Raw genomic sequence first — 21482 nt, forward strand, 5'->3', positions numbered from 1 at the left:
CCATGGCGTAGTGTTCCGTAGCTCAAGATAGGAAGGTCCCTCCCGAAAAGTGATCCAGCCGCGCGACAAGGTCAAAGGCCCAATCCTCATCCCATTCACCCTGCTGCTGGTGCTGGCTGTGGGCGCTCTTTTTTTGATCGCCTACCTGTACGAGGAGAAGGCCCGCCAGCAGGACCTGGCGACCAGCGTGCGTGCCGTCGAACGCCTGTTCAACCTGCAGATCGACAACGACGCCGCGCGTCTGCATGCCGCACTCTGCCCGATCAGCCGCGACGAAACGGTGATGACCGCCTTCCGCAACGGTGACCGCGAGGCACTGCTCGCCAAGGTCATGCCGCTTTTCAACCGCTTGCGCGACCAGCACCGCGTCACCCATTTCTACCTCCTGGACACCGACCGCCGCGTGGTCCTGCGTGTCCATCAACCCGAGGTGCGTGGTGACATCGTCAGCCGCTCCACAACCCTGCAGGCAGAACAGAGCGGCCGCGAGACGCAGGGCATCGAGCTCGGGCCGCTCGGCACCCTGACCTTGCGTGCCGTCAAACCCTGGCGCGTCGATGGGCAGCTGATTGGATTCCTGGAACTGGGTGAGGAGATCGGCCACATCGGCGATGAGATTCACCAGGCGCTCGGCGTGGACCTGCTGGTGACGGTACACCGGCGTTTCCTGGCACCCGACACTCGCCCTGACGGTGTCGGTGACGCCAGCGAATTCGCCGTCCTCAGCAACACCCTTGATGAAGTCCCGGCGTTTGTCGCGAGGCGACTCGACGGCATCGATCACGCGGATTCCGTTGGCACAGCTTCGGTCGACGGCGACAAGTCCCTGTACACGGCGGTCCTCCCGCTGAACGACGCCGCCGGGCGGGAGATCGGCGACATGGTCGTGATCCGCGATGTCACGAGTCTGCAGGCCGGTTTCCGCGAATCGCTGGCCGCCGCGGCAGTCCTCAGCCTGTTGGCGGGCGCCCTGGTCTTTGGGCTCTTTTACGTGATCCTCGATCGCGTCGAGCGGGACTACCGTCGCCAGCGCGAGATGGAGACGCAATTCGCCCGACTCAGCACCGAACACCAACGTATCGTGCAGATCGAAAAGCTATCCGAGGTCGGGCGGACGATCAGCGAGATCGCGCACCAGATCAACAATCCGCTGGTCGGCGTGGTCAACATGGCGCAGCTGGCCGAGCGCGAGGCCGACGACCCGGTGCGGGTGCGCGAACTGCTGGCCGATATTCGCCAGGCCGGCACCGACAGCCACGCCTTTCTGCAGCGCATGCTGGCGTTTACCAAGGTCTCGCGCTTCGAGCGCAAGCCGACCGAGATGACCGACCTCATCACGGAGACCATCGCGCTATTCCAGCAGAGCACGGACCGACACCCTGCCATCGATGCCCAACTGCCACAGCCACCGTTGATTCTCGACGTCGACCCGGTACTGGTGCGCCATGCCCTGTTCAACCTGCTGTCGAACGCGACCCAGGTCAGCCCAGCGGACGGTGTGATCCAGGTCAACCTGCAACGGCGGGCGGGGCCGGATTCCCGGCCGGGTTGGTCGCTCACGGTCAGCGACCGGGGGCCGGGCCTGTCGCAAGAGGTCCGGAAAAACCTGTTCACACCATTCTTCACCACCCAACCGAGCGGGACGGGGCTCGGGCTCGCGGTTGTCCAGCACGTCGCGATGCTACATGACGGTCGCGCGACCGGCGAGAATCGTCCCGACGGTGGCGCGGTTTTTGCGTTGTGGTTGCCCGACAAACCATCTGACAAGGACATACTGGCGTGACCTGCAAGATCCTGCTCGTCGACGACGACCGCCACACGGTCAAGCTGTTCGAGAACCTGTTCCGAAAGCGCCCGGAAACACTCGAAGTGGCAACGGACGCCGCCAACGCGCGGCGTCGGTTCCGCGGCAACGACTACAACCTGGTCCTGATGGACCAGCGACTGCCGGATGGCAGCGGGCTCGACCTGATCCAGGAGATGCGTCGCGAGCGCCCCCATCAGATCGCGATCATGATCACCGGCTACGCCGACGTCCGCGACGCCGTGCGGGCGGTGCGCGAGGGGCTGTTCGATTACCTCACCAAACCGTTCACCGACATCGAGAGCCTCGAAAATACGATCGACAAGGCGCTGGAACTCGATCGCGCCTACCGCGAGATCGACAACCTGCGGCGCACCCTGGACGGTCGCGGCGAGGGTCGGACGCTGATCGGGCAGTCGCCCGCGATCGAACAGCTGCTGCAACAGATCCAGCAGGTGGCGGTGCTGGACACCACCGTGCTGCTCGAGGGCGAGAGCGGCACCGGCAAGGAGCTTGTGTCGCACCTACTGCACGCCGGCAGCCCGCGCTCGGCCGGGCCGTTTCTCGCCGTGAACTGCGGCGCGCTGTCCGAACAATTGCTCGAAAGCACGCTGTTCGGCTACGAAAAGGGTGCCTTCACCGGGGCAGCCAAGGCCACCCCCGGCTATCTGGAACAGGCCGATGGCGGGACCTTGTTCCTCGACGAGGTCGCGGACATGAGTCCCAAGCTGCAGAGCAGTCTGCTGCGCGTACTGCAGGAACGCAGCTTTCACCGCCTCGGCGGAAGCAGCCTCAGATCGAGTGACTTCCGCCTGATCTGCGCCTGCAACCGCTGTCTTGCCGACGAGGTGCGGAGCAAGTTGTTCCGCGAAGACCTGTACTACCGCATCAACGTGGTCGCGCTGCGCATCCCGCCGTTGCGGGAGCGCCGCGAGGACATCCTCGCCCTTGCGCTGTACTTCCTCGAACTCTTCAACCGCAAGTTCAACAAGCAGATCGGACCGTTCACACCCGACGCGATCCGGTTAATGGAGAACCATCCCTGGCCAGGCAACGTTCGCCAGTTGCGGCACGCGATCGAGCGACTGGTGGCTTTGCATCCTGGCGGTCCGGTCGGCAGCACTCATCTGGAACACCTGCGCACCGCCGAAGATACCCCCTTCCCGCCCGCAGGCCTGTTGAAGTACGAGGACGAGCGCGCTCTGTTTGAACGGTCGTATCTCGAACGACTGCTGGACGCGGCCGAGGGCAACGTCAGCGAGGCGGCGCGCATCAGCGGCATCGCGCGACAGAATATCTATGACCGCATGAAGCGTTGGGGACTGTCATGACTTTATGACAGTTGTCATTGATTAATGACACCCAGCCCCTGCAAATAACGGCCAACCCATTGTTTGAACCCGCAATACCGCTGCGATTGCACCTGGCGGTCACGTGGCACGTTGTTTGCCCGATGCATCCTCCGACAGGCGTGCGCGCGAGCAGAGCCGGCCGACAAGGCTAGCCCCCCTCGGCGACGACTTGCACATCTGGGCGTCGACCGCGTGTGCCACGACCGACCTCCAGATCACATAACAGAGACCATCAATCGGAGGACTAAGCCGGATGAAAATTCGCAAGACTATCCTGACCGCCACCCTGCCGGCAGTGTTTGTGGCGGCCGCGGCCTTTCAAACCGCGGCCCAAGCCGCCCCCAACACGCTCACCGCAGTCAAAGCGGACACCGCGCCGGTGCTGGACGGCGTCGCCGACGACCCTGTCTGGCAGTCGGCAGCGGCGGTCGAACTCAATTTCGGCAAGGGCGAAAACTTCGGCGGCACCGGCAAGACCAGCGGGACCATCAAAGCGGCCCGCGTCGGCGACATGCTGTACATGGTGCTGCAATACCAGGACCCGACGCATTCGCAGCAGCGCATGCCTTACGTCAAGCAGGCCGACGGCAGCTGGAAGAAGCTCAAGGACCCGGACGACAAGGGCGGCGACAACAACAAGGTCTATGAGGACAAGTCCGCGCTGATCTGGCCGATTGGCGACTCGATCGCGGACTTCGACTCGGACGGCTGCTTTGCCGCCTGCCACGACGACGAACCGCCGAAGCCCTACGGCAACAAGTACACAGAGAAAGAAGGCGAAATGGGCGACATCTGGCACGTCAAGACGGTGCGCACCGGACCAGTGGGGCAGATCCATGACCAGTATCTCGATCACATGCGCTTCGACCAGGAAAAGAACAAGGGTGCCGGCCGGCATGGCGATCCGAAGACTGGCGGCGGTTACAAGAACATCGAACTCAAGGATGGCAAGCCGGAGTTCATGAACAAGGATGGCAAGGCGGCCAACAAGGGCGGCACCTACTGGTTGAAGGCAGAGGACAAGGCGCCGTTCGATGACAGCAGGTTCGAGCCCGGTGACGAGGTCGCCTCGATCATGGTGGCACCGTTCGAAGGGGATGCCGGTGACATCGCCGCCGGCATGGCCTGGAAGGATGGTGTCTGGACCGTGGAGATGGCGCGCAAGCTGGTGACAGGCAGCAAGTACGACGTGCAGTTCGACGACCTGAACAAGGGCTACCTGTTCGGCGTGTCGGCCTTTGACAACGCCCAGGTCCGGCATGCCTTCATCAAGCGGCCCGTGACGCTGGTGTTCGAGCCGTAACCGCAACGATGAACGCGGGTGGCCGGGGCGGCCACCCGCCCAGATAGATTCACCCTTTCGTTTCTCGTCCCGCGGCGGTTCGAGCCGCCGCGAAAATCGAAGCGCCCCACTCGCTTCCGCTGCCAACACCTAACTCGCTGATCCCCATGCGCGTTCCCAACCCACTACTTCATAATCCGCGGGTTACCTTCGGTGACACCAGGATGCCGCCTCACATCGGATTCCTGAGTTATTTCGCCGCTAGCACACGCCCTACGGAGGCGTCACCTTGCAACCGAACTCATCAGCGAAGACGCACGATCGCGTACCTGGCGAAGTCTTCCGGGCGTTTCTCAAGCTCGGATTGACTTCATTTGGTGGCCCCATCGCACACCTCGGCTACTTTCGCGATGAGTTGGTATTGCGACGGCGCTGGCTCAGCGAGGCCGCCTATGCGGATCTGGTTGCGTTGTGCCAGTTCCTACCGGGACCGGCTAGCAGCCAAGTCGGATTTGCCTTGGGGTATCTGCGTGGCGGCCCGGCCGGCGCGATGCTCGCCTGGGTCGCATTCACCCTCCCCTCGGTTGCACTGCTGCTGGCATTCGCGTTCGCCGCGGAATCGTTTGGCGGCACGATGGGGCAGCACGCAATCCATGGTCTTAAGCTCGTGGCGGTCGCTATCGTCGCGCAGGCGGTCTGGGGCATGGCGCGCAGCCTCGCACCGGACCCACAGAGGGCAACGATCGCGCTCGCTGCGTTATTGATCGTGACATTCATCCCGACCGCGTTCGGTCAGGTCGCCGCGATTGCGGCCGGGGCCATTTTCGGGACTTTCTGGTGCCGTCTACTGGATAGCAGATCCGAAGGCCACCTCCCCGTAAAGATCTCCCGGCGCCTGGGATTGCTGCTGATCGCACTGTTCTTCGTGCTTTTGCTCGGCCTACCCGTCACGATTGCTTTTTGGCCAACACAGACGCTCGCGCTGTTCGAGGCCTTCTACCGTGCCGGGGCGCTGGTATTCGGCGGCGGCCACGTGGTCCTTCCCCTGCTCGAGGCCCGGGTCGTCGAAAGCGGCTGGGTTAGCGCCGACGCCTTCCTGGCCGGGTACGGTGCGACCCAGGCCGTGCCCGGCCCTCTGTTCACGTTTGCCGCCTACCTCGGCGCCATCGCCGAACCGGGTCCTGATGGCCTCCTTGGTGCCGGCGTCGCGCTACTCGGCATTTTCCTGCCGGGCATGCTGTTGTTGATGGGCATGCTGCCCTTCTGGGATACCCTGCGCCGCAGCACATCCGCCCGCGCTGGGATGGCCGGCACCAACGCCGCAGTAGTCGGCATTCTGGGCGCCGCGCTCTATCAACCGATCTGGACCAGCGCGGTGCTTTCCGCCACCGATTTCGCAGTTGCGATCTCCGCCTTTATCCTTCTGACCGCCTGGAAGGCACCGCCCTGGCTGGTGGTCGTTGCCACTGTAGCCGGTAGCATGGCGCTGGGGCTCGCCGCGCCTCACGGCTGACGTATAGGCGCGTCCACAGCATCGGCCATTTCGCGTCGGAGTGGCAAAATCACAACAACCGGGCGCGCCGCAACGCCTGTCTGAGCGTGGTGGAATCCGGCGGCGCTGCTGCGGAGAAGCACACCTTGTTGATCAACTCGGCAACGTCGGTCGCGGCAGGATCGCGCTGCTGGGCCGCCCAATCGGTCAGAATAGAATGCCCCGTGGACGTGATCAGCAGGCGACGCAGTGCATGCGCATCGGGTGCCCGAGCGAGCTGTTGCCGGAATTGCCGGCGTTCCAACCATCGACGAGTTGCACGCACAAGCAAGGCGGCGGCCCCCACCAACAGCAGCACGCTTACCGCGATCAGAACAAGGGCGGCATAAATCGGCATGCGCCATGCGGGCGGCAGCCAGGTTCTTGTTTCGGTCAACTGGCCGGCATCGGTATCGAAATAGCGTAGCGTGATGGTCGGTCCATCACCCCAGCCGAACGACCAGTCCGGCAATGGCACCTGATAGCGTTGTGACGCGATACCGGTCTCCAGATCTGCCTCGACCTCCGCAACGCCCAGACGATCCGGATTGATGCCGGAGGCAGTGGCCAGCGCCGCGCGCAGGCCATAGCTTGCATCGGGCAGCCGTCCCGGATTGCGGATGTGGACCTGCCAGTATTGCTTTCCGTCGCCGCGGACCAGTACGCTCTCCAGCGTCACCTTGCCGACCGGCACGCTGGGCGGCAGGTAGCTCGGCAAGGGCACGACACGAATCTCGGTCGCGCGCAGGTAAAAGCGCCACCGCCCGCGCCCCCGCTGTTCGATCGGTGGCAACTCGAGTCGATGCACTCCCGGCTCCACAGCCGTTACCCGCCATCGCAAGCGCACCACCTCAACACCGTCGCGGGATTCTGTCTGCCGCGGCAGCGGCTGCACGTCAAAGCCCGGCAGCACCGCGTCATCCAACGCGATGTGGTTGGAAGGGTGCATCAGAGCCGCGTCGACAGCGATCTCGAAGGCCTGGCCCTGCCAGACGCGTTCCGGCAACGGCAGCCAGCGCGGCGTACCATCGATGCCGTTGCGCACCGCCGGTACGACGGTCACGCGCAACGGTCCGGCGACCGCCCCACCCAGGGCGATACGCTCCAGCACGGCTTCGCCGGTCGATCGTGGGTAGAGCCGCACCTGTTGGGTCGTGCGGATGGATCCGCTCAGCAAGTTCTCGGTGCCGCTGTCGCGTACGTCGATGAAAAAATCGTCAGCCCATTGCTGCAGGTCGGCGCTGCCGACCGCGGATTCACCCTCGTAGACGATCTGCAGATTGAGATACTTGCCCATCTCGACTTCGGCATTGGCACCCTCGATGCGCAGTGCGGCGGCATCCGCGACGGAAGTCATCGCCACCAAGGCGACGAGTAGCAAGACCACTCTCACCATGGCCTTTGACCCTCTATCGCGTAGGGTGCGTCGGCAGTCGACACGATGCCAGTCTCGATCGGCAACAATCGGTTGAAAAGTCCGGCCGTGCCCAACATGGCTTCCGACGCATTCGCTTGCACCCAGTGTCGTCGCCCGCCAGAACCGTCGCCTCCAACCACCGACCGCGTGATGCCCTGCGCAACCAGCACCTGCAGCGCATCCGCAGAAAGCGTGGCGAACGCGGGTTGGCGTCGCAGCGCATCGGAGAGTGTGATCCCTTCGGCGAGCCTGTCCCGCAATTCGTCCGGCAAGTCCTGCGCCGCAGCGCGGTACGCCGCCCGGCGCTGGGTGTCCGCGATGTCGGCCAACTGACGCTCGACCGCCGCTGCGAGGCTGTCGGCAAAGCTGCGATTGAGCGCGGCATCCTCCGGTGAGACACCGAGCGTGCCGGCGTCAGCGAACAACACCGACGCCTGGGCATAGTCGCCGAGACGAAAATGCGTGTTGCCCAGATTGAAGGCCGCGCGACCGCGCGCCGCGCTGTCCGGCGCGAGCCAGGCCGCACGCGCGAACGCCTGCAGCGCACACGGAAAGTCCTCAAGCCGATAGCAGGCGACGCCTTCCGCAAAACGTGCGTCATAGCCTTCCTGCGCAGCCGCGAGTCGCCGGGCCTCGGCGTAGTCGCCTGTCTGGAGCGCCGCGCGCATGTCGGTACCGCCATCCGTCACCGACACGACGCGCTCGCAACCACCACCGGACAGCACCAGTGCAACGGTCGCAACGACCGCACCGGTGATCTGTGTGGGGCGCCCGCCTTCCAGAGCGAGCAGGCACAACAACATCCCCGCGACCAACGGGATGCCAAACCATTCCTCCCACAGCACCTGTTGCTGATCATCGGGATCGATACGCGGCGCCGATAGGCCGAGTACCTCAGCCAACGCGCGCGCACCGATATCTTCTACCGCGAGGTATCCACCTTCACCGAGCGCGGCCAATTCTCCCAGCCAGCGGCCGTCGCGCCGGCTCATGATGCGCTGCCCATCGATCACCAGGGGCTCGGTGGCGCTGCGTGGAACACCGACCGCCTCGTCACCGCCGATGCCGATCACGTGCAACTGGATGGCGGCTGCCCGCAACACATCCGAGACGGCGGCTTCTGCCGCCTTCTGCGCGTTCTCGTCGAGATCACCATCAGTCAGCAAAAGCACGTGGCGCTCGACGGCGCCGGCCGCTGACCGGTCGAGCAGCGCGGCCGCCTGACGCAACGCGTCATCGAGTGCGTTGCCCAGTGTGGGTAGCTGGATGTCCGCCAACTCACCGGTGAAATGCCGCACCAGATCGTGGTCCGCGGTGGGTGTCAGCAGGCGGTGCGCGTGTCCTGCATAGACCACCAGGCCGAACTGCAGCGCTCCGGGTAGAGAATCGGTCCACTTGGCCAACAGGGCCTGTGCCTGCGCGCGCCGGTCGGGGCGCTCGTCGCGCGCCGCCATCGACAGGGACAGATCGACCACGGCAATCACTGCCACGCCCGGCTTCACATCGGGTGGCAGCCAACGTGGTGTGCGCGGCCCGGCCAAGGCGACGCACAACAGCAGCCAGGCAACGAGCAGCAATGCCGGTCTCACCCAACCGCGCCCGCGGGCTGCCGGCGCTTCGACCCATGGGCGCAGCGCCGGATCGATCAGGCGGTCCCACAGCTGCCGCCGCCGCATGCGCGCAAAACCGTAGACCAGCAGCGGCAACAGCATCGCGCCCAGCCACGCCGGCTCGCGCCAGTACAACAGGTCCCAGGTCATGCACCCGGCTCCCCGGTCTGCGTCCGGACCGTCCGCCGCTTCAGGGATGCGGTCAACAACAGCAGCATGGCCGCACCAAGTGGCACGGGGTACCAGGGCTGAACGACACGTTGTGCGGGTGACGGCATCACCGGCTTGCGGTGAGCTGACTCGATCACGGTCAACGCGGCCTCGAAGCCGCCAACATCCCGGGCATGAAAGAAACGCCCGCCGCCGGCCGCCGCCACCTCGCTCAGTGCCGCCGGGTCGATCGGCTCGTAGATCAAACCCCCGACATCGCCACCGTAGTCGGCCGGATCGCTCGCGCCGATGCCGATGACGTACAAGGTGTTGCCGCCGGCCGCCAACGTTCTCGCCGCCGCATTCGGCGAGATCGCGCCGAGCTGCAGACTGCCATCGGTGACCAACACGACAACCTTGTCGGCGGTATCGCCAAAACCATCGTTCACCAGTTGCAGCGCAGCGCCGGTATCGGAAACCCGACTCAGCATGGTGGTGCGCAGGCGTTCGATGGCATCCCGAACCACTGTCTTGTCGCTGGTCAACGGCAGCCAGAGCGCCGGAGGACGGCCAAGCACGACCAGGCCGATCCGTCGTCCCTGAAAGTTGTCGACGAATCGATCGAGAAGACGCCTGGTCAGGGTCATCCGATCAACCCTTTCACCGTCGACGACGTAGTCGCGCAATACCATGGAGATCGGCGTGCCCACGACCAACACCAGGTCCACCGGTTCGGACGCTGTTTCCACCTCGACGTTGCCGACGAAGCGTACAGGCTGGGTCAAAGCGATCACCGCAAAGACCATGGCCAATGCGAACATACGTTCCGCTATCCTGGAACGCGCACCATCCGCGTTACGATCCTCTGTCTTGATCATCCGCAGCAGCGGGAACCGCAAGGTCATCGGCTGCAGTATTGTGAGCCTGGGCCGCGGCCGTCGACGCCGCCAGGCCAGCCAGGCCAGAGGCAGCGGCAATGCCAACAGCCACCAGGGCTGCAACAGGCCGATGTCAGCGCCCACCGGAAGCCCTGCGGATCAATTCACGCACCGCGGCCATCGAGGGCGGCTGACGGCCAAAACGTACGCGATCCAGCTCGCGCCGCAGGTCGGAGTCGCCGACGACTTGTTGCGCCAAACGGTGTGCCGCAGTCCTGGGTGAGAGCCGCTCCCGTGCAAGGTCGCGTCCAAGCCGCCTCAGCGGATGGCGCCACCAGCGCCAGCCGATCACGAGTGCAGCAACGATAAGCGCCATGCCCACCAGCCAGCCGAGACTCATGCCTGCGTCTTCGGGCGGCAACGGCAGAAGGATGTCGGCCATCTGCACCAATCCGCCCTGGCTCATGACGCGGCTACCGTCAGACCGTCGGAAATCTCGGCGTCAACGGACAGCGTCTCGAGCCGGATGCCGGCGTGGCGGAACGCGTCATCGAGAAACGCATCCCAAGAGCGCAGCCGCGCCGACAGCGCATCGGTAGTTGCCGGATCAGCGCCGTCGACCTGCTCAGTGGCGCCATCCCAGTACCAGCGCTGTACGACCGGTGGAATCTCTCCTCGCTCGACCGGGTCTGCGATACGGATCGCCCGGCAATCAAAATACCGACCTACCGAACGCAGCGCAGCTTCATCCTGTTCCTGCAGGCCGGAAAAATCGGAGATGAGCACCAACTCGCTGCCCTGCGCCAGGCGCCCGCGCAGAGTGGCCAGAATCTTGTCCCATCCCGGCTCGCCGGTGTCGGGCTCGCGCGGCGGACAAGGCGCGACGGCGGCATCGACCAGGCGTTTCAGGGAGCGTGCCCCCCGCGCTGCCGGTAGCCATTGGCAGGGGGCATCAAGGAGTACGGCCGCCAGTTCCCCGCCGGTTCGTACCTCGCGTCCGGCGAGCATCAGGGCGACGCGCACTGCCTGCGTGACCTTGAGACGGGCGCGCGTCCCGAACCGCATGCTGGCACGCCGGTCGATGACCAGGCACAGTGGCCGGCTCAACTCGGTATGGTAGGTACGTACCAAGGCCGTACCCGAGCGCGCGGTGGCCCGCCAGTCAAGACGCCGCGGGTCGTCGCCCGGTTGATAGACACGCGGCTCGGCAAAATCGGTGCCGCTGCCATGTCGCGGCGACAGGCGCTCGCCGGGGCGACCAGCCAGCGGTGCGCGCCGCACCGCGGCCGCCTTTCCGCGTGGTATGGCCAGCAGTTCGGCGATCTCCTGTTCGCTCAACAGCGGCGCGTCGGTCGGTTGCCGCAGCGATTGCGTGTTACGCATCAGGGGGCCGGAACTGCGGTCAGCAGACCCGACACGATGTCGTCTGCACCGACACCATCGGCCTCGGCCGCGAAGTCGAGCACCAGGCGATGCCTGAGGATATCGGGGGCCAGCGCGACAATGTCCTCGGGCAGCACATAGTCACGCCCGTCAAGGAACGCGCGCGCAGTGGCCGCACGCAACAGCGCGATCGACGCGCGTGGCGAGGCGCCGGCCTGTACCAGCCCCTGCCAATCCGACCGATAGCTGCCGACCTTGCGGGTCGCCACGACGAGTTCAACGGCAAAGCGCTCGACCCGTTCCTCGATGAACACGCTGTCGAGTTGTCTGCGTAACGCCAACACCTGCGCGGGTTTCAGCACCGCCTGTACCGCGGCCTCGACGTGGCCTTCGTTGGCGCGTCGCGCACGGCGCGTGATCTCGATCTCCTCGTCGAGGTCGGGATAGTCGAGGACGAGCTTGAACAGGAATCGGTCGAGCTGAGCCTCGGGCAACGGATAGGTACCGGACTGCTCGAGCGGATTCTGCGTCGCCAACACCATGAACAGCTCCGGCAGGCGGCGGGTCGTACCACCGACCGTGACCTGGTGCTCGGCCATCGCCTCGAGCAGTGCCGATTGCACCTTGGGCGGGGCGCGGTTGATCTCGTCGGCCAGCAGAATCTCGTGAAACAGGGGGCCTTCGACAAAGCGGAAGCTACCATTGGCCGGCTCGTAGATGTCACTGCCGGTCAGGTCACCCGGCATCAGGTCGGGTGTGAATTGCACGCGCTGAAACGCCGCGTCCAGACCCGAGGCCAAGGCATGCACGACCGTGGTTTTGGCCAGCCCTGGCGGACCTTCCAGGAGCACATGCCCACCGGCTAGCAACGCAATCAACAGCCGGTCGAGCAACAGCTCCTGGCCGACAATGATCGACTGCAGTTGCCGCTTCAGATCCGCAAGCGGTCTCCGCTCGGTCATATCCGCCTCGTCGTTGTCTTTCAATTGGCCCTCACATTCGGACAAAAAACAGATCGGCTCGCCATCGCGAGAAGCGGCGAACAACCCAGGCGATGATCTGCCGCAACCGATGACTCGGACATTAACCTATGTGAGCAACATAAACTGCTCAGAAAACCAACACCTTGCCCGCGGCCAAGGTTCGATCTGCCAGTTCGTCCAGGGTGCCGCGGCGCGTGCCCTCGACCAGTTCCTCGTCTCCAAGGCCACGTGCATCCATGCAGGTGCCACACAGCAGGACTTCACCCTTGCGCGCCACCGCCTTCACCATCAACTCCAGGTTATAGAAGCCTTGCGGGACCTTCTGGCCAGCCTTGGCGCAGGCCACCGCATCGGCCATCAGGAAAACGCTGATCTCGGCACCTTTGCCGGCCAACGCCTTGGCCAGACGCAGACCGTTGTAGCTGCGCTCTGTCCCGTAGGGTGGGTCATTGAGAATCAACAGCGTATTCATACCTTGGCTCCTTCAGTAGTTGCATCGGATCGGCCCTCCACCGGCCAACCCTCAGCCAACCATGCGGTCATGCCGCCGCGAACGACGCGCGCATCGGAAAAGCCCCGTCGTGCCAGCAGGGCGGCGGCCTTGGCCGAACGGCGGTCGGTTCGACAGACGATGGCGATCGGACGTTCTGGATCGTCGCCCAACTCGGCAAGACGTGCTGCGAGTTCCTCGAGCGGCAGATTCAGTGCGCTGACGATGTGGCCCTGCTCGCCGATGAAATCTGCAGCCGTTCTCACGTCCAGAATCAGGCCCCGTGCGGCATCCGCACGCGACTTGAGTTCCTCGACCGTGAGCATCGGCTTTTCCCGCAGCCGTGCCACCAGGCGTGGCAGGAAGGTCACGAGAGCGAGCAACGCCAGCGCGATCAGGCCATTGCGGATCATGCCCTCGTTGCCTGCAACGGCCTCGCGCCCGGCGAAACCCAGATAGGTGTAAGCCAACGCCCCGGGCAGCATGAAGACGAAGCTCGCGAGGGTGTAGTGCAACAGCGAAATGCGTGTCAGGCCGAGTGCATAGTTCAGCAAGTTGAACGGAAACAGCGGCACCAGCCGGGTGAAGGCGACGAATCGCCAGCCCTCGGCCTCGACGCCCTTGAAGAGGCGCTCGACTCGCCCGCCCGCGCCGGCCTCAATCCGCGCCTGGACCCAGTTCGAGGCCAGGTAACGCGCGATGATGAAAGCAAGCACGGCACCGAGCGTCGCGCCGGTCAAGTTATACAGCGTACCCCAGGCCGGGCCAAACAGTGCGCCGCCGACGAGTGTCAGAACGGAGCCTGGAAAAAACAGTACGGTTGCCAGTGCGTAAACGCCGATAAACAGCACTGGCGCGGCGGCACCCGCACTGGCCACCCACGCCTCGAGCACGGCGACATCGAGCTGCTCGCGGTATGTAAAGCCAAGCGCAATCGCTGCCGCGAGCACGAGCAATAGGAGGATGCGTACAATCGTCCTATTCATGGGTGCCATCCGCTCCCGACCATTGCCGACGATTGATCACGTAACCGGTGATCCGACCGCGGAACGGCAGCAGCAACAGGCCGGGTAGCCAGCTGACGTCGCGCGGCTGGTCGTAGCCTCGGATACCGATCGTCATCCCTTGGTGGCCGCCGCGTGGCTGGTCGCGGTAGGTGCCGAACAGGCGGTCCCACCAAGGCAGGTTGAAGCCGAAGTTCGAGTTGGTTTCATCGTCCTCGACGGAATGGTGGACCCGGTGCATATCTGGGGTCACGACAAACCAGCGCAGTACGCGATCCACCTTGGCGGGCAAGCGCACGTTGCCATGGTTGAACATCGCCGTTGCGTTCAGCAGTACCTCAAAAATAATCACCGCTGCCACCGGCGGGCCGAGCACGGCAATCGTCGCGAACTTGATCAACATCGACACGATGATCTCGATCGGGTGAAAGCGCGCCCCAGTGGTCACGTCGTAGTCCGGGTCGGCGTGGTGCACGCGGTGCAGCCGCCAAAGCACCGGAATCGCATGCACCATCACGTGCTGCAACCAGATCACGAAGTCCAGCGCGATCACCGCGATGGCCACCGCGAGCCACAACGGCAGCTCGACATAGTTCAGTACGCCCCAACCCTGAGCGGCAGCAAACGCCGCCATGCCCACTGCCGCGGCCGGAAACAGCAGCCGTAACAGCAGCGTGTTCAGGACTACCAGACCCAGGTTGTTGACCCATCTGAGCGCCTTGCCGACCGTCAGGATCCTGCGCGGTGCCAGCACCTCCCATAGCGCCATCACGACAAACGTGCCGACAAAGAAACCGAGCCGGATTGCCGCCTCGTGGGTTTGCAAAAAGGTTTCCAAGTACCCGTGCCCCCTCGTGCTTGACTGGCATTGCGCAGTCTGTGGCTATACTGAACCGTAAATTCTGGATACATTCTACTATTTAGTTGAATGTTTAGCCGGGGCGTGAACTGATGTCAAGAAATGCGGAACCCAAGCAGGCCTTGTTTGAGCAGTTGGCAGTGATCGGCCGTGCGATGGGGAGCGCGGCCCGCCTGGAATTGCTCGACTTCCTCGCCCAGGGCGAGCGAACGGTCGAGGATCTGGCCAAGGCCGCCGGACTCTCCATTGCCAACACCTCGAAGCACCTGCAACAGCTCAAGGGCGCCGGCCTGGTCGAGGCGCGGCGGGAAGGTAAGCACATCCATTATCGGCTTTCAGACGATCGTGCGATCGATGCCGTGCGCGAGCTGCGGGTGCTCGCCGAGGCTCACATTGAGAAAGTTGGTGACCTGGTCACGCACTACCTGCACAGCCGTGACGCCCTGGAGCCCGTGCCCGCCGAAGAACTCCTGAACCGTGCGCAGCAGGGATTGGTGACCGTCATCGATGTGCGCCCACCGGAGGAGTATTCGCAAGGTCACATTACCGGTGCACTGAATATCCCGTTGGACAAGCTCAAGCAACAGTTGAAACAGATACCACGCGACCGCGAGGTGGTGGCCTATTGCCGTGGCCCCTGGTGCGTACTGGCTTACGAAGCCGTGGCCCGACTGCGCAAGGCCGGGCTCTCCGCAAGGCGTCTCGAGCACGGGCTACCGGAGTGGCGGCGGGCCGGGCTCCCGATCGAGCAGTCGTAATACAGGTGAACGACGGGCGGCGCGAAGCGCACCGCCAAGTTCACTTCCACAACGGGTTCCAACAGCATCGTAAGAGCCGGTTTCATTGCGATGCGTCTGGCACTGCGGTTCGGGCTGGATGTCGCATCGGTCTCGTTGACGACCTCGACCCATTAAGACGTGCTGCTCATCGTGCGTTTCGACCGCGTTGTCACAACTCAGGCAAGCAGCGCCAGCCCATGATTTCCGCCCAGACCCTGGTCAAACTGGAGGACAGGATGGCACGCTTAGCGGGTAACGTCGGTCTTGCCGAAATCGTTCATCACCAGTTTATCCGTGCCGCCGAAACGCCGCGCAAACGCTTGAGAATCCGTGCCGATGAGACGCATGTATGGGTTGGTCGTCTATCGGGGTATCGACGATGCGCCAGATGCCGGTACCCCTACAAGTACTTCTTGAAGGTACTTGCGGTTACGGCGAGGCTGAGCGCGAACAGCGTCGCGAACGGTAGCACGATGAAAGTGGGATGCAGGCTGAACGGCAGCGCGAGGTAAACAACCCAGCTCAGGACCAACAGCGGCATTGCCGATTGTTTAGCCCAGTGATAGACGAATGAGCTTTCCCTGCCGCCGCCCCAGCGACGCAGGTCCCGCTTGACGAAACCGTCGACCAAGGCCATCAGACTGAACAGTACGAACACCGGCATTGCCAATGTCAGGATGGCCAAGCGCACGGAGAACACCTGGGTGACCTGCATGCCCGCAATCACGAACTTGGCAACGGGCGCGTAAAGGTTGTGGAGTCTGGGTCGCAGCCCGCTTTCGTCGGGGGCTGGGGGCACCGACAGCCAGGCGATAACGTCGACCACCCGCGTAAACTCGAACAAGGCGTAGTAAGCATTGTCCGCTACCGCCTTGGCGAACGCGGCCGGGCTTGAGGTCACAACACTTCGCCGGAAATCCGAATCCAGGTACCCGATCTCTGCCTCGAGCATCGACCGGCTGTGCTGGAGGCCTTTATCGGGCCACCAGAAGACCATGCCCACCCATTCGCTCAGGATCGAAAACAACAGTGCCAACAGCAGCCATTGCATGCCCTTGGCAACCATCGTCAGCATCCTCGAGGTCAGACCCTGCTGGACCTCTCGCCGTCGTGGGTCGGCCATTGCCTCAGCCATCGTCATCCTCTGCCGAGCAAGTCGTGGGCTCGGTGGCAGCTACTGTATCGGCCGCTGCGTGCCACCAGGTTTCACGCTGGCGGTACCACTGGTCGTTGGTGATGTAGGTCCGTTCCATTTCGTTGGCGACCGCGGCCAGGCTCTGCGGCATGACCGGATCTTTGCTGGTATCCGGCAGTGGCATGCGCAGTTTCCACAACTGCCCACCTTCGAGCAGCGCAAACGCCTGGCCTTTCGGCAACGCCACCAGTTCCGCCGGCGTCAGCATCGGGACCTCGGAGACGCTGATGCGATCTTCGTTGCGTGACTTGAAGTCGACACCCGAGGTCGGGTCCGAGGAGTCGTCGACACCGGACACGCTCATCAAGGTGAAGACCTCGACCTTGGGCAACTGGTCGGTCAGCATTTCGGCGGTGGCCAGCTCTTTCACCCGCAGCATCAGAAGCGTGTTGAAGTTGCCGGCGACCTGCCCTGCTTTGGCCCGGTTGCCGATCCTTGCCTCGACGTCCGACCAGGTTTGGGTATAGGCGGTCACCTGGAACCCGGCACCGCCAGCCTTGTTCAGGAGCGGCACGAACTCGTCACCGATCAGCTCATTGAACTCGTCGGCGTGCAGGGAGATTGTCGGCATCGTGGCCAGGGCGCCCGTCAGCGTCGGACCGTCGGCCGGGTCTTCGACGCCGTGCTTGTAGATGTGCCCAGCTACCGAGACCAGGTCCGCGAACATGGAGTTGCCGACGGCACTCGCTACTGTCGTGTCGGTCAGCGCATCCAGGCCCACGTAGACAATCCCCTTGCGCCGGATCACCTCCAACCACTCGAAGATGGGGCGGTTGTCGTCGGTGTCCAGATAGTCGGGGGAGATCAGCTCGGCGATCTTGCCGGTGGTGAGCTTCTCCATCAGGGGCCCGACCGAGCTGACGATCTTGTCGAAGTAGGTCTTGTCGTACTTGAACGCCGAGACCAGTCCGTCGAGAACGGGATCGTAGCGGTCCTGGTCTTTCAGATAGCGCATTAGGGCGACCGCATCCGGATGGCGCCCACGCAGCGCCGCGGGCAGGTTGCGCTCCTTGGTGTTGGCGGCGACCTCTGCCAAATCTGCCTCCCACCCCGCCTCACCGTGCTCTCGCAGGTGCTTGCGCGCGTACTCGACGAACAAGGGTTCGATGTCGTTGATGTAACGACGCACCTGCTGGTAGTCCGGACGCCGGCCGAGCGCCACCAGGGCGCGGGCGATGATGTTGACGAACCGCCAGGCAAACTCCTTGAAGGCCGCCGAGTTGCCCTCACTCGGCAGCTGATTGGCGATCCGGGTGGCGACCTCCGTGATCCGGGAGAAGCTACCGATGGCGTTGTAGCGGGCGGACACCTCCGGATACCCAAGATGAAACAGAAAGAATTCGTCCGCGCGCCCTGCCCGTTTGGCCTCGGCATAGACCCGGCGCAACAGATCTGCGTCGCCTTTCGGGTCGAAGACGATCACCACATCACCGCGGCGGATGTCCTGGGTGATCAGGATCTCTGCAAGCCGTGTCTTGCCTACCCGCGTGGTGCCCAGCACCAGGGTGTGGCCGACGCGCTCGCCGATGTCCATCCAGACATCCTGTTCTTCGGGCTCCACGGCGTGCAGCGCCGGTTTACCGCCAACCGGCGGCAGCGGCCTTAGGGGATTCCACCAGGCGCGGCTGCGTAACCCCGCCGCAAGCCAACCCAGGATCGGTGTCGCCTCCCAGGCGACTTCCTTGCGGCGCGCCCAATGATAGAGCGGACCAGGCTGTACGTAGCGCTGAACCTCGGGGCGAATGGTGTCGCGCAGGCGCTGGGTGTGCTTCTGAGTCCAGCGGAAGCCCCGACCGAGGAAGAGTTTTCGTCGACTCACCGGCACCTGATCCGCCCGCAACCGATAGGTGGGAAGACGGCGCAGGTTGCGCTGATAGATCAGCACCCGCCAGGCCTGGCGCCCGCGCACGATGCCGAGTAAGGCCAGCGCCCCAGCCGCGCCATAAGCCACACCCGGCGGCATCATCAGCGCCCAGGGCGCCAGCACCGCGATACCGGCCGTCGCGAGCGCAACGACGGAAGACCAGAGCTCGACCGGCGGACGAAGCAGCGCCTCGACAGGATGCCGGCTCACTGCTCGATGCCGTCTTTGGTTATCAGGACCGGATAATGCGACAGACCCAAGGCCTCGGCGATGTCACTGGCCGACGCCGGCAGGATCGGCAGACCCTCGGCGATCGCCGCAACGGCGCGCAGGTCATCGAGTGTCTGTGCCTCGATCAGCATCCCGACCGCTCCGATCTCGGCGAGCCGATCGCGGTGGGTCGCGAACCATTCTCGCGAGAGGCCATCGGAGCCGATCAGAAAGAACGGTCGCGCAAAGGGCCGTTTGATGTCTTGCGGTTCCACCTTGCCAGGTGTCAACCCCGGCGACCGAATCGGCAGGATCCGCTCGGGATCCGCAGCCCCCAGCATTGGTTGGACCGAGCTTGCCTGCGGCCCGTCTTCTTGAACCGGCTCCTCGTCGAAAACCTCGAGGAACGGGGCCAGGGGATAGGTCTCGCCTCTGTCGTAGATCACGGTCAGCGCACTGCCCGCCGACACGGGCATCCCCAGCGACAGGAGCAGCACCGTTGTGCTCAAGACAGGCATGGCCTGGCGGTAACGGATTGCCACGCTCGGCCCCTTACCCGCGTCGGGTCAGGCGTTGCCAGTGCGCGCGCACCCGTGCCCGGTACCGGTCTGCCCGCTGTGGGCTGTTGGGCGCGTGATAGCAGCCCACGGCCGCCCACCAGTCTTGGCGGCTCTGGTGACAGTGGTGCAGGATCTCCGCCGCGACCCTCAGGTTGTGATAGGGATCCAGTGCTAGCTGTGGACTCCCGAGGCGTTGCCGGTGATACCGCCAATTGACCTGCATGAGCCCGATATCGATCGATCTCCGGCCCGCGTCGAAATGCTCCTGTAGCGCGGCCTCGGCCTCCTGCCGTGAGTCAAAAAAATGCCCCCTACCCTGGACATTCAACGTCCAGGGCCAGGGGCGAACGTTGCCTGTACTGTCAACCTGACGGGCGGATTCCGTCAGGGCTACGGCGTACAGGACTTCGGGGGGCAGATCGTAGGCGTCGGCCACCTGTTGGTAGCCGACCGGCACCGATGCATGGGCCGGCGCTTGAAGCGCCAATCCTGGTGCAAGCAGCACGAGCAGAAGAACGGATGGCCGACACAACCGGCTCACAGCGCCGACCCCGACAGCACGCTCAGGACGTCACCGCGCCGGCGCAACAGGTACGGCGCCTGGCCCTTCCCCTGCGTCAGTTCGGACAAGGCACCGCCATCGTGATTGAGCGTGACCCGACGGCTTCGCACCCAATCCGGCATGATCGACTGTCGTTCGGCCCAATCCCTCACCGTGGTGTCGTCGTCCCGCGGGAGGCCAATGAGATAGATGTCGACCCCGGCCACGCTGTCGATCCGCTTGAGCAACTGCTGGAGGAGCACATCGCAGCTGGCGCAGTCGGGACGGGTGAAGAACAACACACGATCTCTTGGTAGCAGCGCCCCATCGCTCGCCTTGTCATCTGGCAGTCGTGCGAGATCGATCAGTGGTTCTGCTGGGAACAGCTGTTGCCATGCCTGATCGTAGGCATGCTGAAAGGCCAGGATCCGTTCGGCATCTTCGCGCATCAGGCGCGCCCAGCGCTCGGCATAGCGCCGGCGCTCGGCCTCGTCGCGCGCATGGATGCCCAAGACCTCGATCGGGGAGAGGGTGGCCGGACTGATGCTGCCACGGATGCCGTCCATGAGGCTCCGGTAGCGGCGCCACTCGGTATCCGAAAGATCCCAGATCGTCGCGCGGGCCTTGTCGGTCGGGGACAGTGGCGAGACGACATCAGACGTCTGCGCGAACTGCGACCGCGTCGCATCCGATGTGACTGTCGGCCCGGCGTTGACCGACATCGTGATGCCCATGGCCAACGTAATGCCGACTAACATGGACTTCTTTTCAATGATCGGCGCAGCCATGCCCGGCCTCTTCATGCTTCGCGGCGGAAGTTGTTGGGGTCGACGCAGTGGGCAACGTCAAATCCCGCTGGATGAGCCGCCCATCGGGGAAACGGCAGGGTCCAAGCGTGGCCTCGACGCGTTGCGTTGGTGAGGTCTGCTCCGACTCGGTCACAGGTTCACGCTCGGCACTGCCTTCGTCAGAAGTTGGCGAGGTCGAGCCGGCGACCATGGCACCAATCAGGATCAAGACGGCAATCACCACCTCCATGGGTTCACCTCACCTCCGTACCGGAGCTGGCGGGCCGCTCGTATCGAACAGGCGCACAGCGCTCAAAACTCACCAATCGGTGAACCGGATCCTCGACCAGGCGGAAGGCCGGGCCCGCCAAGGTCTCGAGGGCCGTTTTCAGAGGCATGGGACCCAGCATCCGGTGCGGTTCCGGCAACGGCAGGTTAAGAAGACTTTGCCGAGTAGGCTCCGCGGCATGCTGGGGTGACAGCCGGTAGCCGCTCGGTTGCAGCAGATGCTCGACCGCCTGGCCGACGCGTGTCACCGAGCCCGGAAACTCGACGCGAACGATTGCGCTCAAGAGACGAACCTGCGCCTCCGTTGGGGTCGTGGCTACGGTGGCATATCGGCCGACCTGGACTTCCGCGGCAACCGCACACGGCGGTGCCACGGTGCTCAGGAGGACCAGGCTCGTGCACGGAAATCGATGTTGGGAAAACAGTCGTCGCATCGCACGCTTGGAAGATCCAAGAACGCCCTATGCGTTCTCGTTGCGTGAATGCTGTCGTGATGACGGATCCGATGAAACGG

21 protein-coding genes are annotated in these 21482 nt (G+C 64.1%); 5 read left to right on the forward strand and 16 right to left on the reverse strand.

The genetic code is table 11. From position 1 onward, the window contains the following. The first annotated feature begins 52 nt into the window (after positions 1-52). The 4 genes from H6955_22045 to chrA all read left to right on the forward strand — a co-directional run bounded on the left by H6955_22045 (position 53) and on the right by chrA (position 5951). Positions 53-1783, forward strand: a complete 1731-nt coding sequence (locus H6955_22045; GenBank protein MCP5316254.1) for a histidine kinase — start codon at positions 53-55, stop codon at positions 1781-1783. Beyond that, complete coding sequence (locus H6955_22050) at positions 1780-3135, forward strand: sigma-54-dependent Fis family transcriptional regulator (GenBank protein ID MCP5316255.1); 1356 nt, start codon at positions 1780-1782, stop codon at positions 3133-3135. Before H6955_22045 ends, H6955_22050 begins: the two co-directional genes overlap by 4 nt. A gap of 274 nt (positions 3136-3409) precedes the next feature. Further along, a complete protein-coding gene (locus H6955_22055) occupies positions 3410-4459 on the forward strand; it encodes an ethylbenzene dehydrogenase (GenBank protein MCP5316256.1) in 1050 nt (349 codons plus the stop codon). A 268-nt stretch (positions 4460-4727) separates the two neighbouring features. Continuing rightward, on the forward strand, positions 4728-5951 hold the full coding sequence (chrA, locus tag H6955_22060) for a chromate efflux transporter (GenBank protein ID MCP5316257.1): 1224 nt from the start codon (positions 4728-4730) through the stop codon (positions 5949-5951). 49 nt (positions 5952-6000) lie between these two features. Here the strand turns inward: chrA and H6955_22065 are convergent, their stop codons facing one another. The 9 genes from H6955_22065 to H6955_22105 form a co-directional block, all read right to left on the reverse strand. Further along, entirely contained in the window at positions 6001-7365 is a 1365-nt protein-coding gene (locus H6955_22065; protein ID MCP5316258.1) for a hypothetical protein, read from the reverse strand. Beyond that, on the reverse strand, positions 7359-9146 hold the full coding sequence (locus H6955_22070) for a VWA domain-containing protein (GenBank protein MCP5316259.1): 1788 nt from the start codon (positions 9144-9146) through the stop codon (positions 7359-7361). The genes H6955_22065 and H6955_22070 overlap by 7 nt, the downstream gene beginning before the upstream one ends. After that, positions 9143-10168, reverse strand: coding sequence for a VWA domain-containing protein (locus H6955_22075; protein MCP5316260.1), 1026 nt, complete (start codon positions 10166-10168; stop codon positions 9143-9145). The genes H6955_22070 and H6955_22075 overlap by 4 nt, the downstream gene beginning before the upstream one ends. Next, positions 10158-10466 (reverse strand): hypothetical protein, encoded by a 309-nt coding sequence (locus H6955_22080; protein MCP5316261.1) that lies wholly within the window; start codon positions 10464-10466, stop codon positions 10158-10160. The genes H6955_22075 and H6955_22080 overlap by 11 nt, the downstream gene beginning before the upstream one ends. 20 nt (positions 10467-10486) lie before the next feature. Then, the gene (locus tag H6955_22085; GenBank protein MCP5316262.1) at positions 10487-11407 is read right to left on the reverse strand and encodes a DUF58 domain-containing protein; all 921 of its coding nucleotides are present in this window, start codon (positions 11405-11407) and stop codon (positions 10487-10489) included. Further along, complete coding sequence (locus H6955_22090; protein MCP5316263.1) at positions 11407-12369, reverse strand: AAA family ATPase; 963 nt, start codon at positions 12367-12369, stop codon at positions 11407-11409. The genes H6955_22085 and H6955_22090 overlap by 1 nt, the downstream gene beginning before the upstream one ends. 148 nt (positions 12370-12517) lie before the next feature. Then, the gene (locus tag H6955_22095; protein ID MCP5316264.1) at positions 12518-12862 is read right to left on the reverse strand and encodes a DsrE family protein; all 345 of its coding nucleotides are present in this window, start codon (positions 12860-12862) and stop codon (positions 12518-12520) included. Next, the gene (locus H6955_22100) at positions 12859-13866 is read right to left on the reverse strand and encodes a VTT domain-containing protein (protein MCP5316265.1); all 1008 of its coding nucleotides are present in this window, start codon (positions 13864-13866) and stop codon (positions 12859-12861) included. Before H6955_22100 ends, H6955_22095 begins: the two co-directional genes overlap by 4 nt. Then, entirely contained in the window at positions 13859-14653 is a 795-nt protein-coding gene (locus tag H6955_22105; GenBank protein ID MCP5316266.1) for a sterol desaturase family protein, read from the reverse strand. Before H6955_22105 ends, H6955_22100 begins: the two co-directional genes overlap by 8 nt. Positions 14654-14835: 182 nt before the next feature. Between H6955_22105 and H6955_22110 the strand changes: the two genes are divergently transcribed. Next, entirely contained in the window at positions 14836-15501 is a 666-nt protein-coding gene (locus H6955_22110) for a metalloregulator ArsR/SmtB family transcription factor (GenBank protein MCP5316267.1), read from the forward strand. A 421-nt stretch (positions 15502-15922) separates the two neighbouring features. On the opposite strand, the gene H6955_22115 is transcribed toward H6955_22110, so the two are convergent. The 7 genes from H6955_22115 to H6955_22145 all read right to left on the reverse strand — a co-directional run bounded on the left by H6955_22115 (position 15923) and on the right by H6955_22145 (position 21402). Further along, positions 15923-16657 (reverse strand): TIGR03747 family integrating conjugative element membrane protein, encoded by a 735-nt coding sequence (locus H6955_22115; protein ID MCP5316268.1) that lies wholly within the window; start codon positions 16655-16657, stop codon positions 15923-15925. Then, the gene (traD, locus tag H6955_22120) at positions 16650-18791 is read right to left on the reverse strand and encodes a type IV conjugative transfer system coupling protein TraD (GenBank protein ID MCP5316269.1); all 2142 of its coding nucleotides are present in this window, start codon (positions 18789-18791) and stop codon (positions 16650-16652) included. Before traD ends, H6955_22115 begins: the two co-directional genes overlap by 8 nt. Beyond that, entirely contained in the window at positions 18788-19309 is a 522-nt protein-coding gene (locus tag H6955_22125; GenBank protein MCP5316270.1) for an integrating conjugative element protein, read from the reverse strand. The genes traD and H6955_22125 overlap by 4 nt, the downstream gene beginning before the upstream one ends. 34 nt (positions 19310-19343) lie before the next feature. Next, the gene (locus H6955_22130; protein ID MCP5316271.1) at positions 19344-19808 is read right to left on the reverse strand and encodes a lytic transglycosylase domain-containing protein; all 465 of its coding nucleotides are present in this window, start codon (positions 19806-19808) and stop codon (positions 19344-19346) included. Positions 19809-19888: 80 nt separating this feature from the next. Beyond that, the gene (locus H6955_22135) at positions 19889-20680 is read right to left on the reverse strand and encodes a TIGR03759 family integrating conjugative element protein (GenBank protein ID MCP5316272.1); all 792 of its coding nucleotides are present in this window, start codon (positions 20678-20680) and stop codon (positions 19889-19891) included. Beyond that, on the reverse strand, positions 20661-20930 hold the full coding sequence (locus H6955_22140) for a hypothetical protein (GenBank protein ID MCP5316273.1): 270 nt from the start codon (positions 20928-20930) through the stop codon (positions 20661-20663). The genes H6955_22135 and H6955_22140 overlap by 20 nt, the downstream gene beginning before the upstream one ends. 4 nt (positions 20931-20934) lie before the next feature. Continuing rightward, entirely contained in the window at positions 20935-21402 is a 468-nt protein-coding gene (locus tag H6955_22145; GenBank protein MCP5316274.1) for a pili assembly chaperone, read from the reverse strand. Positions 21403-21482: the final 80 nt, after the last annotated feature.

The sequence above is a fragment of the Chromatiaceae bacterium genome, assembly GCA_024235395.1.
GTDB lineage: Bacteria > Pseudomonadota > Gammaproteobacteria > Chromatiales > Chromatiaceae > Thiosocius.

Coding starts and splice junctions, on each gene's coding strand:
- H6955_22105 (MCP5316266.1), bottom strand. CDS start 14,653: ATGGCGCTATGGGAGGTGCTGGCACCGCGCAGGATCCTGACGGTCGGC.
- H6955_22090 (MCP5316263.1), bottom strand. CDS start 12,369: ATGACCGAGCGGAGACCGCTTGCGGATCTGAAGCGGCAACTGCAGTCG.
- H6955_22070 (MCP5316259.1), bottom strand. CDS start 9,146: ATGACCTGGGACCTGTTGTACTGGCGCGAGCCGGCGTGGCTGGGCGCG.
- H6955_22065 (MCP5316258.1), bottom strand. CDS start 7,365: ATGGTGAGAGTGGTCTTGCTACTCGTCGCCTTGGTGGCGATGACTTCC.
- H6955_22135 (MCP5316272.1), bottom strand. CDS start 20,680: ATGGCTGCGCCGATCATTGAAAAGAAGTCCATGTTAGTCGGCATTACG.
- H6955_22055 (MCP5316256.1), top strand. CDS start 3,410: ATGAAAATTCGCAAGACTATCCTGACCGCCACCCTGCCGGCAGTGTTT.
- H6955_22115 (MCP5316268.1), bottom strand. CDS start 16,657: ATGGCTGAGGCAATGGCCGACCCACGACGGCGAGAGGTCCAGCAGGGT.
- H6955_22140 (MCP5316273.1), bottom strand. CDS start 20,930: ATGGAGGTGGTGATTGCCGTCTTGATCCTGATTGGTGCCATGGTCGCC.
- H6955_22100 (MCP5316265.1), bottom strand. CDS start 13,866: ATGAATAGGACGATTGTACGCATCCTCCTATTGCTCGTGCTCGCGGCA.
- H6955_22110 (MCP5316267.1), top strand. CDS start 14,836: ATGTCAAGAAATGCGGAACCCAAGCAGGCCTTGTTTGAGCAGTTGGCA.
- H6955_22080 (MCP5316261.1), bottom strand. CDS start 10,466: ATGGCCGACATCCTTCTGCCGTTGCCGCCCGAAGACGCAGGCATGAGT.
- H6955_22095 (MCP5316264.1), bottom strand. CDS start 12,862: ATGAATACGCTGTTGATTCTCAATGACCCACCCTACGGGACAGAGCGC.
- H6955_22125 (MCP5316270.1), bottom strand. CDS start 19,309: ATGCCTGTCTTGAGCACAACGGTGCTGCTCCTGTCGCTGGGGATGCCC.
- H6955_22145 (MCP5316274.1), bottom strand. CDS start 21,402: ATGCGACGACTGTTTTCCCAACATCGATTTCCGTGCACGAGCCTGGTC.
- H6955_22085 (MCP5316262.1), bottom strand. CDS start 11,407: ATGCGTAACACGCAATCGCTGCGGCAACCGACCGACGCGCCGCTGTTG.